The sequence below is a fragment of the Paenibacillus tritici genome (genome assembly GCF_013204885.1).
Taxonomy (GTDB): domain Bacteria; phylum Bacillota; class Bacilli; order Paenibacillales; family Paenibacillaceae; genus Paenibacillus_AQ; species Paenibacillus_AQ tritici.
Genome location: NZ_JABMKX010000029.1, coordinates 1 through 15,520 on the forward strand (window position 1 = coordinate 1; position 15,520 = coordinate 15,520).

The window sequence follows — 15,520 nt, forward strand, 5'->3', positions numbered from 1 at the left end:
CAGTGCACTTTCGGGTAAAATAGGCATTGGTAGGGTTCCTCCTTAGTGGTTTCGCAATCCTGAGGATACCCTACTTTTTTGTTGCCTGACTAGGCTCCAAATACTGGTACACAACTTATTTCACGCCATCCTTCTGGCGGATTCAAATGGATTTATACCTCTCATTCCCGCCTACCGCCCACTTCTGGCGGATTCTGAGGGATTTATACTGATTTATACCTCTCATTCCTGTCTACCGTCCACTTCTGGCTGATTCAGAGGGATTTATACCTCCGGCTCCCTCCGACTACCCACTCACGGGAGGGAGGCATCCGGCATAATAAGGTGCACTACTACTCTTCATTTACTCACTTAGCCCGTGGCTGCTAAATTGAGGTGCACTATTGCTCCTCATTAGCTCATTTAGCCCGTGGCCGCTAAATTGAGGTGCACTATTGCTCCTCGTTGGCTCACTTAGCCCGTGTCCGCTGAATTCAGGTGTACTAGTGCTCTTCATTTGCTCATTTAGCCTGTGTCCGCTGAATTCAGGTGCACTACTACTCTTCATTTACTCACTTAGCCCGTGGCTGCTAAATTGAGGTGCACTATTGCTCCTCATTAGCTCATTTAGCCTGTGTCCGCTGAATTCAGGTGCACTACTACTCCTCATTTACTCACTTGGCCCGTGTCCGCTGAATTCAGGTGCACTATTGCTCCTCATTGGCTCATTTCCCCAGTCCAGTAAATTCAGGTGCACTACTGCTCCTTATTCGCTCATTTCCGCACGTCCAGTGAATTCAGGCGCACTAACTAGTTAGATCCAGAGATATTCTCACTACTCACAACAAAAAAACCACACCCGCCAGCTCCGCTGAAGGATGCAGTCTCATATTTCACGCCCGCATTCTCTCTTTCTTATGCCCGCTATCTCTCTTATCGTCTGCCCGCTTATGGCCCGCTAAAGAGCCGTTAATTGCATTCTAGTTAGCCGCTTCTCCTTACACGCTGATCTTCTCTGCCTCCTCAAGCTGCTGCAGCAGCCCGATCTGATGCAGATGATTCAGCAGCTGCTGGTAATGGTCGGCTTTCTTTTGGACGGTGAGGACCAGCAGCCGGAACTGGTCGGTATCCTGGCCCGACTTCTCCAGAATCCGCAGCAGATCGCCGTTGATCTGATCGACATCCTCCATGCTGCTCTCCTGGGACTCCTGGATTTTCTCCAGATGCTCGAATACCTGCTCTTCAGCGACAACAATCTCATTCATATAGACCGTGGACTCGCCGATCTTGGCAGTGGTCTCATTCATGGCGAGCATCCCGTCACCGGACTTGTTGTGCAGCTGCTCCATCACGCTGGTCATTCCGGAAAGCGAGCCCATGATCTCCTTCACGTGGCTGCGGGTGCTGTCCGCCAGCTTGCGGATTTCAGTAGAGACGACGGCGAAGCCGCGTCCATGCTCTCCGGCCCGCGCCGCCTCAATCGCTGCGTTCAGCGATAACAGATTCGTCTGCTCAGCGATATCCGTGATGATCTTCGCCAGCTGTTCAATGCTATGGAAATGCTGCCGCAGATCCTCATTCAAGGCTACGAATTCAGTGAAGACTGCCGAAGCCTTCTGCATTTCCGCAGAGATCTGAATATTGGCTTCCTTGGCAAATTCGATTTTATTGGAGGAATAAGACAGGCTGCCGTACATTTCATTAATCAGATTCTCGGTCTGTCCGCTGTTGTCCTTCAAATGCTCCAGCAGCTTCTGGGTCCCGCCAATTTGACCGATCAGCTCTCCGCCGCCTGCCCGCAACGCTTCGAACTCTTCAACCATCCGGGCTTCTTCTTTCAGGATTTCTCCGGTTTCATGGCGGAGCTGCTCTGCCAAGGCATAGGCATGTTCCCCGTAGGACACAGCGCCGGAAGCAGAAGCAGGCGACCTGCTGCCATCCATGCCAGCTAGAGGTACAGATGCGTTAGCCCCTGCTCCTCCTACTGTGATCTTTCCATTTGCCATAACCGTCCCCGTAGCTGCGGCCATATCCTTAGCCGCGATCTCGCGCTCTGCCATGCCCCTCTCTCTTGACCCGCTTTCATTGCTCTGACCGTTACTGTAACTATGAATATCTCCGGCAGAGGTGTTTTTCCCCCAAGAAGTGCGCAATTTACTTATCCACTGCATCATATGTAAGCTCTCCCTTATTCAACCAGCAGCAGAATCATCGTCTGATTGGCATGTCTGTTATAATATTGTTCTCCGAAGCTGATGAAGCCTGTAGTATTGCCGCAGAATCTGAGCATCGCCATGTCAAAAGCCCCCCAAAGACCATCCCGTGTAAACAGCTGATCCCGCAGCGTACAGTTAATGTTAAGCACAAAGGAAGGCTTATACGGACTGCCGCCAAGCGTCTCCTCCAGTACGGCAAGCGGGTCGGCTGAACTCAGCACCTCCACATAAGTACTAGACATGACCTGGCTGTAAAAGGTGACAGCACCGTCCGGATGGACCGCCATCGGGGAGGCTATGATCAGATCATCTTCATATCTTTTGCCCAGGGGGTTACTCAGAAAATGTTCTGCCAGCTCCTCCTCCGGCACGCCCAGCACACGCGCATATTCCCCGGCGGCAGGCCGGCCGTTGAAGGAATATACCGTTCTGCCGAAGACATCGGCTTCCGTCACCAGCAGTGTCTTCCCGGTCCGGACATAAATATTCTCTTTGACCAGGGCTGTACGGGCAGACATATTGAAATAAATCCCCAGATTCCTCACCCGGCGGGTGCCCATATACAGATAAGTCTCGCCGCCCTCATCATCCGCCGCACTGCCGCCGATCACCTTGAACTGCGGGTCCATAAAATACAGCGAGGAGAGGATCATCTCCTCCATCCCACCCTTACCGTCACACAGGAGCAGCAGAAAAGCGTTCGCATTGCCCTCGACTTTGCGGTAAGCCGCATCCAGTGCACTTGCGCTAAGCACAGGCGGATGCAGAATCTCTACGATATCTGCCAGATCCGCTTCGTATTCGAACCCTGTAATTACGCCGCTGCGGTAGCCCTGCGGAGTGTATTCCCCTTTGGTTGAGCACAATACCGCCCGGGAGGGAGCATGGAAGGACAATTCCCGGACGGCCGCAGCCGAAGCGAACAGCACCAGTCCACTGTTCCCGTCCAGTTCCTCCAGATGGCGTCTGGCTTCATTCAAGGTGTTAAAAGATACAGCTATCATTATGTATATCAACCTTCCTTTGCGGATTGCGCCTCCGCACACTGTTACTGAAAAATTAAGCTTTAATTTTCAATACCTTCTTATGGTAAAACCAGAACAGGGTTCATTGTCTGTGAAAAATGTCGCAATTACGTCTGTGGCTTGTCCCACGGCACGAGGTTGAGCCCTTCCGGTAAAGATTGTATCATGAACATATCATTGCAATGTTAACGAGGCCGTAACCATCACGTGATTGTATAGAAAGGAGGACTCGGCACATGACCTATTCACAACGTTCCACCCACCCTGCCGCCGCATCGGATTACACTTATCTTGAATATCAGATCGGTATTGCACAGGATGAGTTGTCAGCGGCTGTACAGGCACAAGACAAACCACGCGCGGAAGCCATCCGGGCGAAGCTGGCTGAACTCGAAGACAAGCTTGCGCTGCTTGAGGATTAAGCTTCATGTGATCAAGATCATCAACAATGGGAGGATGGCTGTCAATGGCGATGCGCGGATATTACTTTGCGATGGAGGACACCCTGGTGGAGCAAGTTGCAGCAGGCAATACCTCACTTACAAGTTTGAACATAGACGATTATCCCGGCCTGGATATCGATAGAACCTGGGAGGCGATTCATTACCTGCTCTGCGGAGATATTTCAGATGGAGCGGCACCGTTAGGCTACGTGGTTCCGCTGACATCTGACAATGGCCTTGAATTCGGCTCATTCGGGGCATTTTATCTGCGGGCCGGGCAAGTGGCCGAAGCGCTTCAGGCTATATCCGGGCTGGATGAAGCGCAGCTCCGCCAGCGGTATGATTTCCCGGCCATGGTCAAGGACGAGGTGTATCCTCTTGAGCCTGGCTCGGTTACAGATGAGGATGGGCCTGCCTTTTTCGCCTACCTGCTTCAGTTTTTCAACGAAATCAAGCATTTCTACAGCCGGACTGCAGCCGCCGGTAAAGGGGTAATCTTCTATATTTTCTGAAATAAGTTTCTGTCAGGCTGTATTTCATGCAACAAAAGAAGCTATCCCTGTCATTCCTGACAGCGGGATAGCTTCTTTTTGCAACCTGCTTCTTTAGAAACTTATCTCCTTCAACACTCTACACCCGCAGCTTCGGTTAACCCAGCTTCACCAGGCTGTAGTTCTTTTTGCCTTTGCGGACGATGATGAATTTGCCGCCGATGGCCTGCTCAGCGGTAATCTCCGTCTCCAGCTCGTTCACACGCTCCCCGTTGATGGAAATCGCGCCTTTGGTGATGTCCTCACGCGCCTGGCGTTTGGACGGCTCAATCCCCAGCTCCACCAGCCAGTCCACAATGTTCTTCGATTCCTTGCCGGCGGTGAAGGTCGGCATTTCCTTGAAGCCTTCCTCGATTTCATCGGCGGTCAGCGAGCGGATATCCCCGCTGAACAGCGCGGCACTGATCCGCTTGGCCTGCTCCAGCAGCTCCTCGCTGTGCACGAAGCGGGTCATCTCTTCGGCCAGCGTTCTCTGGGCCTCGCGTTTATGCGGCTCCATCGCCACCTTCTCCTCCAGCGCCTCGATTTCCTCCTTGCTCAGGAAGGTGAAGTATTTCAGGTATTTCACCACATCGCGGTCATCGGTGTTCGCCCAGAACTGGTAGAACTCGTAAGGGGTAGTCTGCTTCGGATCAAGCCAGATCGCGCCGCCGGCGGTTTTGCCGAACTTGGTACCGTCTGCCTTAAGCATCAGCGGGATGGTCAGGCCGAAGGCTTTGGCTTCGTTGCCTTCTTTTTTACGGATCAGATCCAGGCCGCTGGTGATATTGCCCCATTGGTCGGAACCGCCGACCTGAAGCTGCACATCCTCATGCTGGTACAGGTGCAGGTAGTCAATCGACTGCAGGATCTGGTAGGAGAACTCGGTGAACGAGATCCCGCTGTCCAGACGGCTTGCGACTACATCCTTGGCGAGCATCGTATTGATGCTGAAGTTTTTGCCGAAATCACGCAGGAATTCAATGACATTCATATCCTTGGTCCAGTCGTAGTTGTTGACCAGCCGGACCTGGTTGTCGTCCCCTGCCTGGAAGAGCTTCTTCATCTGGGCCGTCAGCGCATCCACATTCTCCTGCACCTGCTCCAGCGTCTGCAGGGAGCGTTCGCTCTGGCGTCCGCTCGGATCGCCGATGGTTCCCGTAGCACCTCCGATCAGAATCACAGGACGGTGACCGGCCAGCTGGAAGCGCCGAAGCACCATGAAGGGAATCAGGTGACCGATATGCATGCTGTTGCCTGTAGGGTCCACGCCGCAATACAGCGAGACTGCCTTACTATCCGTTAATTCACGCAGTCCGTCCGCATCTGTCTGCTGATTAATGGCGTCGCGCCACAATAGCTCGTCGATAATGTTCAACATGTACAGCCCCTTTTTGGTTTGTTTTTGGATATCCTTTGGTATTCGTTGACTGAGCAGTGAGTATACCCGTATCAGCCACAGAGGCCGGAAGCAGCACATTCCAACAAAAAAATCGCCCCTTGTCTATTCAGACACAGGGACGATTAGAATTAACCGTGTTACCACCCAAATTGCACAGACCTCATACTGTATCAGGTCCGTACCACTCTTAGGCGAGTTATCGTTCGCTTAGCTCCGCTTGGCATTACCCAAGATACTCCCGAGGCGTAATTCGCAGTCCGCTTGTGTGTACCGGGTTCCATCAACCCCCGGCTCTCTGGGAACAGGGACAAGTCTGCTACTGGCTCGTTCAACGTATACCAACTATAAGATTACAGAAAGTATAGCCGCTTCATAAAATGTTGTCAATGCAGAGGCGGCACCGCAGTTCACCTGCCTGCTCCAGGCGGAGAAAAATTTGCACAGCCGGAAATCCGTGATACATTATTAGGGAAAAACAATTGTTCCCATGATCACATTACCATAGGTAAAGGAGTGTCAGACTCATATGAAAAGTATCGCTGTCTTCTGCGGTTCGAGTGACGGAGCCTTACCCGTATATAAAGAATATGCGGTTCAACTGGGCAAGGAGCTTGCCGCCCGCAACCTCACACTGATCTACGGCGGAGCCACCGTCGGCCTGATGGGGGCCATTGCAGATAGCGTCATGCAGGCGGGGGGACGCGTGATCGGGGTGCTGCCGCATTTTCTCAAGCAACGGGAAATTGAGCATAAGCAGCTCACGGAACTGATCATGGTCGACTCTATGCACGAGCGGAAACTCAAGATGTCTGAGCTTGCCGACGGCTTCATTGCCATGCCGGGCGGACCGGGCACCATGGAGGAGTATTTCGAGATCTTCACTTGGGCGCAGCTCGGCCTGCATCAGAAGCCTTGCGGACTGCTCAATGTGAATCATTATTATGATCCGCTGATTGCCCTGTTCGGCAACATGGCTAAGGACAAGTTCATGCAGGAGAAACATCATTCCATCATGCTGAACGATACGACTCCTGAGGGAATTCTGCGGCAGTTCGCGGACTATACCCCTCCTCCGGTGAAGCAATATCTGACCGAAGAGCGTACCTGATCAGCCGCCGCCATAATCCCGTTATCACTACCTGCAGACCGCAGCTATCGTTCCGTAGACTGCCCGCCCCTGCCAGAAAGAGGTCATTCACATGTCGTTGTCTGCTTATTCCGGTTACGATGCTCTGGGGCTTGCCGCCCTTGTCAAAGCACGTGAAGTCTCCCCCCGTGAGCTTGTAGAGTCAGCCTTCACCCGGATGGATGAAATCAACCCGCTGCTGAATGCGGTGGTGCGCACCCGCCGGGAGGCCGCGCTGAAGGAAGCCGATGAGATGCCTGCCGATCCCGCAGACCGATCCCGTCCGTTCGCCGGTGTCCCCTTCCTGCTGAAGGATATCTCCCAGGCGATCGGCGGAGAACCGCTGACTTCGGGCGCCCTGCTCATGAAGAACCATATTGCGAAGCGTGACTCCAACTATGTAGCCCGTATCCGGCGGGGCGGCTTCATTCCGCTGGGACATACGAACACCCCGGAATTCGGCCTCAAAAATATCACCGAGCCCCTGCTCCACGGCCCGGCGCGCAACCCCTGGAATCCCGCCTATTCGCCCGGCGGCTCCAGCGGCGGAGCGGCGGCGGCGGTTGCCGCAGGGATCGTCCCGGCCGCCGGAGCCAGTGACGGAGGCGGCTCGATCCGCATTCCGGCCTCCTTCACCGGCCTGTTCGGGCTGAAGCCGACGCGCGGGCGCACACCGGTAGGGCCGGGAATCGGCCGCCAGTGGCAAGGCGCGTCGATTGATTTCGCCCTGACACGGTCTGTGCGTGACAGTGCCGCGATGCTTGATCTGCTGCAGGTGGTGCAGCCGGAAGCTGCTTTTCAGACCCCGCTGTATCCGGGCGTCTATCTGGAGGATCTGCTGAAGCCTGCACAGCGCAAGCTGCGGATCGCATTCACCACGGCGTCGCCGGTGGGAACACCGGTATCCGCCGAGGCGGTACAAGCGGTGCTGAAGACCGTGCAATGGCTGGAATCCGAGGGCTATGAGGTCGAAGAGAAGCTGAGTCCGGTCAACGGAGTCCGGCTGATGGATAACTACTACACGATGAACGCCGGAGAAGTCTCCGCGATGTTCCTGTCGCTGGAGAGCGGCATGGGCCGTCCGATTGCGGCGGATGAAGTGGATATTGTCACCTGGGTGCTGGCCGAAGCCGGCAAGCAGGTCTCGGCGGCAGAATTCGTGCATAGCCTGCACGAATGGGATGTGGCTGCTGCGCAGATGGCAGCGCTGATGGACCGCTTCGATCTGTACATCACACCAGCCAATGCGGATTCCGCACCAAGGATCGGGGAACTGACGCAGAACGCGTCCCAGACAGAGGAGCTGCTGCAAGTCAGCGGACTGCCCAAGGACGCGCAGCGGCGGATGATCTACGAGATGTTCGAGCCCAGCCTGACCTACACCCCGTTCACTCAGCTTGCCAATCTGACCGGCCAGCCGGCCATGAGCGTGCCGTTACATCTTACAGCAGAGGGGATGCCGATCGGCGTTCAGGTCATGGCCTCCAAGGGACGCGAGGACCTGCTGCTCCAGCTGGCCGCCTGCCTGGAGCAATCCGGGCTGTGGGTGGGGATGAAGGGGAATCCAGGCTTTGCCTGATAGCTGTCAGCTTCTCATGCATGGCATCCGACTGCTTCTTGATGCTGTCCGCCGATATCCAGTTTCCTGAAGGCTCATACACCTGCATACTGAAGCTGCTCCAGCCCATATAAGGCTTCTGCGCCAGCTCCTTGTCCGCTGCCTCCGCTACATTCTGCCCGGTTCCCGCAAGTCCGGCCTGTGCCGCTGTCATGATCAGCATCAGCAGACACAAGCCGATTCTCTTACCCAGTGACTTCAACTCCCCCAGCTCCCCTCGGCAAATTATAAAGCGCTTTCTTTCGAGAAGATCATAGGCCGTTGCCGCCCCCTTGGATAGGTACATCTGCGGTGTTCAGCGTACAGCTCCCCCTGCCCATGGGGGACAAAACTCAGCCGGGCATCCAGATTCCCTGCAGTTATTACTCCTTGTGACGGTGAATGGCGTTCGGGGATTAGTTGGATTTTCTCCACTTCCTAAGTCCTCACGGATAGCCTTACCGATTTTAGTTGGATTTTCTCCACCTAATTTTTCCTCTTCCCTCGCTTTTCTCCGATCCGGGTGGCAGCAAGTGCTGTTTCTCCAACTAATCTACCGTATACAGAGATTTCTGCGTTATTAGATGCCGTTTTTCCACTTAGCTGCCCTCTGCCCTTCTCTTCTATACGGTTGGGCCAAACAGAAAGGGTCTGCTGCGGAGAGGACATTGGCACAATCTGCGCTACTTCAAGCAACACAAAAACCGCCTGAAATCAGACGGTTAACAAATGTGAAATTCACGGCTCATTCGGACGGATTCCCCATCATCCGCGGCCGCACTTCGTTAACGGCTTCCAGCAGTCGGCCGCAGGTGGAGATCAGCTGATCAATCTCCTCGCCCCCCACCTTATCAATAATCTCGGACAGCACATCCGAGTAGCGGTCCATTCTGCTGCCGAATACCGCCTGGCCTTTGGCCGACAGGCAGATATAGATGACCCTGCGGTCGGTTTCGGACATTATACGTTCAATGTAGCCCTTCTCTTCCAGCGTGCTGACCATTTGTGAAGCGGTCGGCCGGCTGACCTGCATCAGCTCACTTAACCGGGAGACCATCAGGCCGCGGCACGGTCCTCCCTGTTCCTGTTCATCCGCCTCCTGTTGCTTCATGGCTGCATGAATGACAAACATCGTGACGAATTCTCCATGCGGGATAGAGTCCATGCCCTGCTGACGGGGGCTTAGGCGTTTTATATTTTCCAGTGTGATAAGCAGCTGCCTCTCCCGGCTGTCCTGAATACTCATAAGACACCTCCGATCTATATCATTAGATTACTTACCTAACATGTGAAAATCAATACAAACCGCGATTCTCCGCTGACAAAAAATAAAAATATTGTGATGTTCAAAATATTTGTGTATTATACATAAAAGGTAGTTTGGCTACCTAATTAGAATATCATACTATGCCAAACTATAATACGTACAGGATCAAAGGAGAATACCCTGCCATGGAGCATCTCACGCAAAAAAAGAAAGTAACCATTATGGTCGCCTTAATGGCGGCGATGTTCTTCGCGGCGATCAATCAGACGATTGTCAGCACCGCGATGCCCCGGATTATTGCCATTCTGGGCGGAATTGAGCATTACACCTGGGTAATCACCATCTATATGCTGACCTCCACCATTGCGACGGTGCTGGTCGGTAAGTTATCCGATATCTACGGCCGCAAGCCCTTCCTGCTCGGCGGGATCGTTATTTTCATCATCGGGGCCTTCCTGTCGGGCTTGTCCGACAACATCTACCAGATGATCACCTACCGCGGGATACAGGGCGTCGGCGGCGGGATTCTGATGTCGGCCACCGTCACTGCCGTAGGTGACCTGTTCGCTCCCCGGGAAAGGGCGAAGTGGACGGGAATTATGATGGCCATCTTCGGATTCTCCAGCGTAATCGGGCCTACCCTGGGCGGATTCATGGTCGATCATATGAATTGGCGCTGGATCTTCTGGATCTTCCTGCCGCTCGGTATTGTAGCGTTCGTTATGATCTTGAGAATGTTCCCGAAAAGCACGCGCGCCGCTTCCGAAACGATTGACTATGCGGGTTCCATCTTCCTGTCCCTCAGCATCGTCGCCCTGCTGCTCGGCTTCTCCTGGGCAGGCACCAAATATGCCTGGAGTTCACCGGAGATTCTCGGACTGTTCGCGGCAGCCCTTATTGGCGCAGTCATTCTGATATGGATAGAGCGCAAAGCCAAGAGCCCGGTGCTGCCGCTCTCCCTGTTCAAGAATTCGATTGTCACCATCTCGATGATTATCGGGTTCCTGATGAATGCGGGCATGATGGGCGCCATGATCTATCTGCCGTTCTTCGTGCAGGGGGTTGAGGGCGTGTCGCCGACCAACTCCGGCTTCATCAACATGCCGATGTCGCTGATGATGATTGTGCTCAGCACACTGGCCGGCCGCTGGATCTCCAAATCCGGCAAATACAAGCGTTATGCCATGATCGGTATGCCGTTCATGGTCGCCGCCATGATTATGATGGCCTTCATGAACAGCATCGTCATGGCTGTAGCCAGCATGGTTGTGTTCGGGATCGGCCTCGGGCTGGCCATGCCGGTATTCACGCTGACCGTACAGAACGCCGTGGTTCCGCAGATGCTGGGCGTGGCTACCGCTACCAACACCCTGTTCCGCAACCTTGGCGGAACCATCGGGATTGCCGTTATGGGTACCGTGATGAACACCACACTTACGCATAAGCTGGAATCTGCGGTGGCCTCAGGCCAAGGCCCTGACCTGTCCAAGCTTGATCCTGAAGCCGGTAAGCAGCTTACAGCCTTCATGAACCCGCAGCTGCTGCTCGACCAGCCTAAGCTGAAGGAGCTGCATACCTCACTGCCGGAGCAGATCCGGCCGCTCTTCAATCAATTGATTGAGATGGTGCGCGGAGCGCTGAGCGACTCCCTGACGGTAGTGTTCCTGAGCGGTACTGCGCTGCTCGTTATTGCAGCCGTGCTTGTTCTGTTCCTGAAGGAGATTCCGCTGCGTTCCAGCGAATCCAAGACAGTAGCTGCTGCGGAAGAAGCCGGTGCAGGAAGCAAGCTGCGGAAGAAGACTGCGCCTGCCGGGCGTTAACAGATTCACAAGCTAATCCTTATAAACAACAAAGAGATGTCCCGGAACAGCTTCAAGCTGCGGGACATCTCTTTTAGTATAAATGCTTAAAACTACTGTTCAGTTATCATTCTGCTCGCTGTTCAACTGCTCGAAATATTCGTACACCCCGTTCAGCAGCTCGCTTAAGGTCTCGCTCCGTTCTTTGCCGAGATGATCAATCATCCCCCGGAAGGTCTCCCGGGATTTCGCCACCGCCATATCCGCAAGATGCGCTCCCTTGTCCGTTAGCGTAATGTCGCTGATTCTGCGGTCCTGGCTATCCGGCGTGCGGACAGCGTACCCTTGGGCAATCAGGCTGTTCACCATCTGCGTGACCGTGGGAGAAGTCACCTTGAGGAGCTTGCTGATATCGGACACCGTCCGCCCCTTGCCCCCTTCCTGCTCCATGCCCTTCTTGATCGAGACCAGCACACGGATTTCACTCGGCTTCAGCCCCCAGAGCGTCGTCTTGCGCCAATTCATCCGGGCAAACTGCTGAAAGGCCTCCATTAAATCATCAATATGTTCATATTTATCTTCGTTCATCGGTACACCCCATAAGCTTTATTGACATAAGTATAGCCCAAAACAGCCCCAACCCTCCACTCAGGAGACGGCTCCGCCCTATCTAATCCTCTTCCAGAAAAGTCGCATTGAATTTGCGCAGCAGCTCGCCGAAGGAATCCCCCTCTTCATCCGACCAGTTCATCAGCAGCTTGCCCATAATTTCCTGCCGTACCTGCCGGTTCTCGTCCAGAATCTCCCCGCCAAGCTCTGTAATCTGCAGCAAATAAGCCCGGCCGTCCTCAGGGTCCGGTATCCGGGTGATATACCCCTTGTTCTCCAGCGCGGCAGCTTGTCTGCTGACAGTCGATATATCCAGCTGGAATTCATCGGAGATGACCTTTACCCCTGCGGTTCCGTTATTAAAAGCAATCTGATGCAGCAGCAGATAGGCCGCACGGTCGAGATTGCCGATTTTTTTGTACGTGGTAAGCGAAGTCAGACGGCGGACAAGAACCGCCATTTCCAGCTCTATCGTCTCAATTGAACGTTTCTCCATGCAGTCCCATCCCCTTCTCTTTCTTCATTGACATCAATCACTCCACTTGTATAATACAAGTATATACTTTCATTATGCAACTTATTTGTGCATGAGATACTTTTCAGGGGGAACCTATACTATGAAAGCCCATGAGTTCATGATCCGCCAGGTCTACAAGGTCAAGCAGGAAGACACGGTACGGACTTTTATCGAGAAATGTATTGCTCACCGGATCAGCGGCATGCCTGTAGTCAATGACCGGAACGAGATTGTCGCCTATTTGAGTGACGGAGATATTATGCGCTATATCGGCAGGCATGAGGATCTGATTGTGGATTCTTTTTTCCAGATCAACGTGTTTGTCGGGGATAATGATGAGTTCGAGGAACGGACGCGCAAGCTGCTGAGCCTGAACGTCATGGCCATCGCCAAGAAGAAGGTAATCACCGTACATTCGGAGGAAGATATTGAGCGGGTCGCAACCATTCTCGGCAAAAAGCAGATCAAAAAAGTTCCCGTGGAGCGGAACCGTGTGCTGGTCGGCATTATCAGCCGCGGCGATGTCATCCGCCATTCCTTCAAGGCGCTGCTCTAGCCCAGGCCCCGCCTGCGGGACAGCTTTAGCAGCTCTAGCAGCTTTAGCAGCGCTGCCCGCTGCTGCGGCTGAAGCGTCTCCGCCACCGCATGAACACCACCCTTATATCCTCACCCGCCTCTCTCCTTAGGCCAGTTGCGGCACCTTGCTTTTTGTGTCATTGTTGAAGCAGCTGTAGTCTGCTCAGCAGGTGAAGTATATTCATAAGGAGAGAACCGTCTGTGCTGCTTATTCATGAAGTTATTGCCAATCCCAAAGCCAGGGAAATCTATCTCACCATAAGAAAACACGGTACCGTCTCCAAACAAAGTCTGCTGGACGAAAGCGGACTGACCATAAGCACGTTAACACGAATACTGGACGAACTGCTGTCTATGGAGCTGCTGATTGATGTCGGCTTCGGCGAATCTACCGGGGGCCGCCGTCCTATCCTCTATGAGACCAACCCGGCCTATGCCTATCTGCTGGGGCTGGAGATCTCCCGGACCCGCGCTAAGCTGTTATTGATGGACTTTCATCTGCAGCTGCTGGGCGAATATACCTGGAATATGGATGCCGGGCTTACCCCGGAGCATCTGATGGAATCCCTTCAGGAAGAGGCGCAGCGCATGCTGGCCTCAGTCTCCCTTGACTTTAGCCGGGTCGCCGGACTTGGCATTGGTGCCGTCGGTCCGCTGGACCGCAGAGCCGGAGTGATTCTGAATCCGGCGCGGTTCGCGGCCCCGGGCTGGTCGCAGGTACCTATTAAGGAGGAGCTGGAACAGCGGCTGGGTGTGCCGGTATATCTGGATAATGGAGCCAACACGGCCCTGCTCGGCGAATATTGGGCCAGCAGCAACCGGATGCAGCATCATCTGCTCTACCTCCATGCCGGAATCGGCCTGCGCTCCGCCATCATGAATGATGGACGGCTGCTCTATGGCATGATTGATACCGAGGGAGCTGTCGGGCAGATGATCATTGAAGGCTCCGGTCTGCCGCCGCATATTCCCGGCGGCAACGCCGGGGCATGGGAGAGCTACGTGTCCGTCCAGACCCTGGAGAGACAGGCGCGCGATGCGTGGCGGCTGGGCAGCAGCGGGCTGCTCCACGGCCTGGCAGAGAGTGCGGAGCAGCTGGAGTTCGCTCATTTGATAGAAGCGCTCCAGGCCCGCGACCCTGTGGTGGTCCGGTTATTCAATGAGATGGCCGTCTACTGCGGTATCGGGCTGGCGAATCTGATCAATATCCTTCACCCCGAGGAGGTCATCCTCGGCGGCCCGCTGTTCCTCGCGGCAGAGGATTTCTATCAGGAGGCGACCCGGATCGCCCTTGAGCGGACCTATTACCGCGAGCAGTATAATGTCCGCTTCACCCGCAGCAGACTGCGTGAACGCTCCGTGGCAGCGGGTGCTTGCGCTATGGTGCTGCAGGAGCTGACGAATTAGGGAACAGGGGCTGACCCGATAGCCGTGAGAAGGCTTGGGTCAGCCCCTGTTGTTATTTCCGCAGGAGTGACTTAATTCGTTTCCGCCTAATCCTTATAAAGATAGAATGATCCAGTCCGCATACAAATAAATGTGTAATCTGGAAGGAGAACGAATGTGTGACTACCAAGAGTAACCTGTTAGCTGTTTGGATAATGTTTGGTGTATTCCTATTGCTGTTTATCCTGAATTTCGGCATCCACAGTGACAATCCTATGCCAACAGCCAGAATGTGGCTTCTGCTCGGCGTGTGGGCATTCCTCATCAGTTTGGTATTGCTTATTAAGAACAAGCTGCCCCTGAAGCGGCAGATCCTGATCTCTCTACTGTTAGCCCTTGCTGTCGCTGCGGCCTATATTAACCTATCTCTTTTCTCCATGATAGAAGTAAGCATCATCACTCTATTTGCATCGCTGGCTGTGTTTAGTACTTTCAACAGATATAACAGCTTAAAGCTTGTCTTCTTGAATACTGCAAGTAAGAAATCAGTAGCAGTGAGTCTGCTCACCGGTATTGCGGTAGGCGTCCTTCTGGGGATCATCAACTTAATGCTGAGCGGCAGCAGCCTGGACGGTTACAGCATCAGGCTGGCCTATTTCAAAGTCGCACTCAGTCCGGCCATTTATGAAGAAATCGCTTTGCGCGCCTTGTTCTATGCCCTCTGCCTCTCTATGCTACACGGCAAAATCGAAACCAGAGCCCAGAAATTCACTGTCTGGTTCATGATGATTATCCCGCATGTGCTAGTACATACTCCGGACAGCTTCATTAATGGGGGCATTATTCCAGGGATCGTCACTATACTTATGTATGTCATATTGTTCGGTCTGCCCTTTGCTGTGCTGCAAAGGAAGCGGGATCTGACCTCCGCTATGCTCGCCCACGGGATTGTGGACGTCATCCGGTTCTGCTTCATGGGTCTTCCATACTAGTGTGGGTCAGGGATCTTACCGAAGCAACAAATACAAGGCAGCCGCTTCCCGGTAAG

The 15,520-nt window shown here is 53.9% G+C and carries 15 protein-coding genes; 8 read left to right on the forward strand and 7 right to left on the reverse strand.

The window, feature by feature from the left end; translation table 11 throughout:
- Positions 1-977: 977 nt before the first annotated feature.
- Positions 978-2,039, reverse strand: a complete 1,062-nt coding sequence (locus HQN87_RS32915; RefSeq protein ID WP_173140863.1) for a methyl-accepting chemotaxis protein — start codon at positions 2,037-2,039, stop codon at positions 978-980.
- 128 nt (positions 2,040-2,167) lie between these two features.
- Positions 2,168-3,199, reverse strand: a complete 1,032-nt coding sequence (locus tag HQN87_RS30530) for an FIST signal transduction protein (RefSeq protein WP_173140865.1) — start codon at positions 3,197-3,199, stop codon at positions 2,168-2,170.
- Positions 3,200-3,456: 257 nt separating this feature from the next.
- Between HQN87_RS30530 and HQN87_RS30535 the strand changes: the two genes are divergently transcribed.
- Together HQN87_RS30535 and HQN87_RS30540 are read left to right on the forward strand one after the other, a co-directional pair.
- Positions 3,457-3,642: a hypothetical protein gene (locus HQN87_RS30535; RefSeq protein ID WP_173140867.1), complete on the forward strand. Its 186-nt coding sequence runs from the start codon at positions 3,457-3,459 to the stop codon at positions 3,640-3,642.
- Positions 3,643-3,686: 44 nt separating this feature from the next.
- Positions 3,687-4,175, forward strand: a complete 489-nt coding sequence (locus HQN87_RS30540) for a YfbM family protein (RefSeq protein WP_173140869.1) — start codon at positions 3,687-3,689, stop codon at positions 4,173-4,175.
- A 136-nt stretch (positions 4,176-4,311) separates the two neighbouring features.
- Here the strand turns inward: HQN87_RS30540 and tyrS are convergent, their stop codons facing one another.
- Positions 4,312-5,571, reverse strand: coding sequence for a tyrosine--tRNA ligase (tyrS, locus tag HQN87_RS30545; protein WP_173140944.1), 1,260 nt, complete (start codon positions 5,569-5,571; stop codon positions 4,312-4,314).
- A 550-nt stretch (positions 5,572-6,121) separates the two neighbouring features.
- Here tyrS and HQN87_RS30550 point away from each other — a divergent pair.
- Positions 6,122-6,703, forward strand: a complete 582-nt coding sequence (locus tag HQN87_RS30550; RefSeq protein ID WP_173140871.1) for an LOG family protein — start codon at positions 6,122-6,124, stop codon at positions 6,701-6,703.
- Positions 6,704-6,794: 91 nt separating this feature from the next.
- Positions 6,795-8,300 carry an amidase gene (locus tag HQN87_RS30555; RefSeq protein ID WP_173140873.1) on the forward strand — a complete coding sequence of 502 codons (1,506 nt, stop codon included), beginning with the start codon at positions 6,795-6,797 and terminating at the stop codon, positions 8,298-8,300.
- On the opposite strand, the gene HQN87_RS30560 is transcribed toward HQN87_RS30555, so the two are convergent.
- Positions 8,197-8,541, reverse strand: a complete 345-nt coding sequence (locus tag HQN87_RS30560; protein WP_173140861.1) for a hypothetical protein — start codon at positions 8,539-8,541, stop codon at positions 8,197-8,199. The two genes, HQN87_RS30555 and HQN87_RS30560, sit on opposite strands and share 104 nt — an antisense overlap.
- Positions 8,542-9,063: 522 nt before the next feature.
- Positions 9,064-9,564 carry a MarR family winged helix-turn-helix transcriptional regulator gene (locus tag HQN87_RS30565; RefSeq protein ID WP_173140875.1) on the reverse strand — a complete coding sequence of 167 codons (501 nt, stop codon included), beginning with the start codon at positions 9,562-9,564 and terminating at the stop codon, positions 9,064-9,066.
- Between the two features lie 206 nt (positions 9,565-9,770).
- On the opposite strand from HQN87_RS30565, the gene HQN87_RS30570 reads away from it, so the two are divergent.
- Positions 9,771-11,405, forward strand: a complete 1,635-nt coding sequence (locus HQN87_RS30570; protein WP_173140877.1) for an MDR family MFS transporter — start codon at positions 9,771-9,773, stop codon at positions 11,403-11,405.
- 99 nt (positions 11,406-11,504) lie between these two features.
- Here HQN87_RS30570 and HQN87_RS30575 read toward each other — a convergent pair whose 3' ends face one another.
- Together HQN87_RS30575 and HQN87_RS30580 are read right to left on the reverse strand one after the other, a co-directional pair.
- Positions 11,505-11,972 (reverse strand): MarR family winged helix-turn-helix transcriptional regulator, encoded by a 468-nt coding sequence (locus HQN87_RS30575; RefSeq protein WP_173140879.1) that lies wholly within the window; start codon positions 11,970-11,972, stop codon positions 11,505-11,507.
- 82 nt (positions 11,973-12,054) lie between these two features.
- Complete coding sequence (locus HQN87_RS30580) at positions 12,055-12,489, reverse strand: MarR family winged helix-turn-helix transcriptional regulator (protein ID WP_173140881.1); 435 nt, start codon at positions 12,487-12,489, stop codon at positions 12,055-12,057.
- Between the two features lie 121 nt (positions 12,490-12,610).
- On the opposite strand from HQN87_RS30580, the gene HQN87_RS30585 reads away from it, so the two are divergent.
- The 3 genes from HQN87_RS30585 (at position 12,611) to HQN87_RS30595 (ending at position 15,464) form a co-directional block, all read left to right on the forward strand.
- Positions 12,611-13,066 carry a CBS domain-containing protein gene (locus HQN87_RS30585; RefSeq protein ID WP_173140883.1) on the forward strand — a complete coding sequence of 152 codons (456 nt, stop codon included), beginning with the start codon at positions 12,611-12,613 and terminating at the stop codon, positions 13,064-13,066.
- 221 nt (positions 13,067-13,287) lie between these two features.
- A complete protein-coding gene (locus tag HQN87_RS30590) occupies positions 13,288-14,493 on the forward strand; it encodes an ROK family protein (RefSeq protein ID WP_173140885.1) in 1,206 nt (401 codons plus the stop codon).
- A 158-nt stretch (positions 14,494-14,651) separates the two neighbouring features.
- Entirely contained in the window at positions 14,652-15,464 is an 813-nt protein-coding gene (locus HQN87_RS30595) for a CPBP family glutamic-type intramembrane protease (RefSeq protein WP_173140887.1), read from the forward strand.
- Positions 15,465-15,520: the final 56 nt, after the last annotated feature.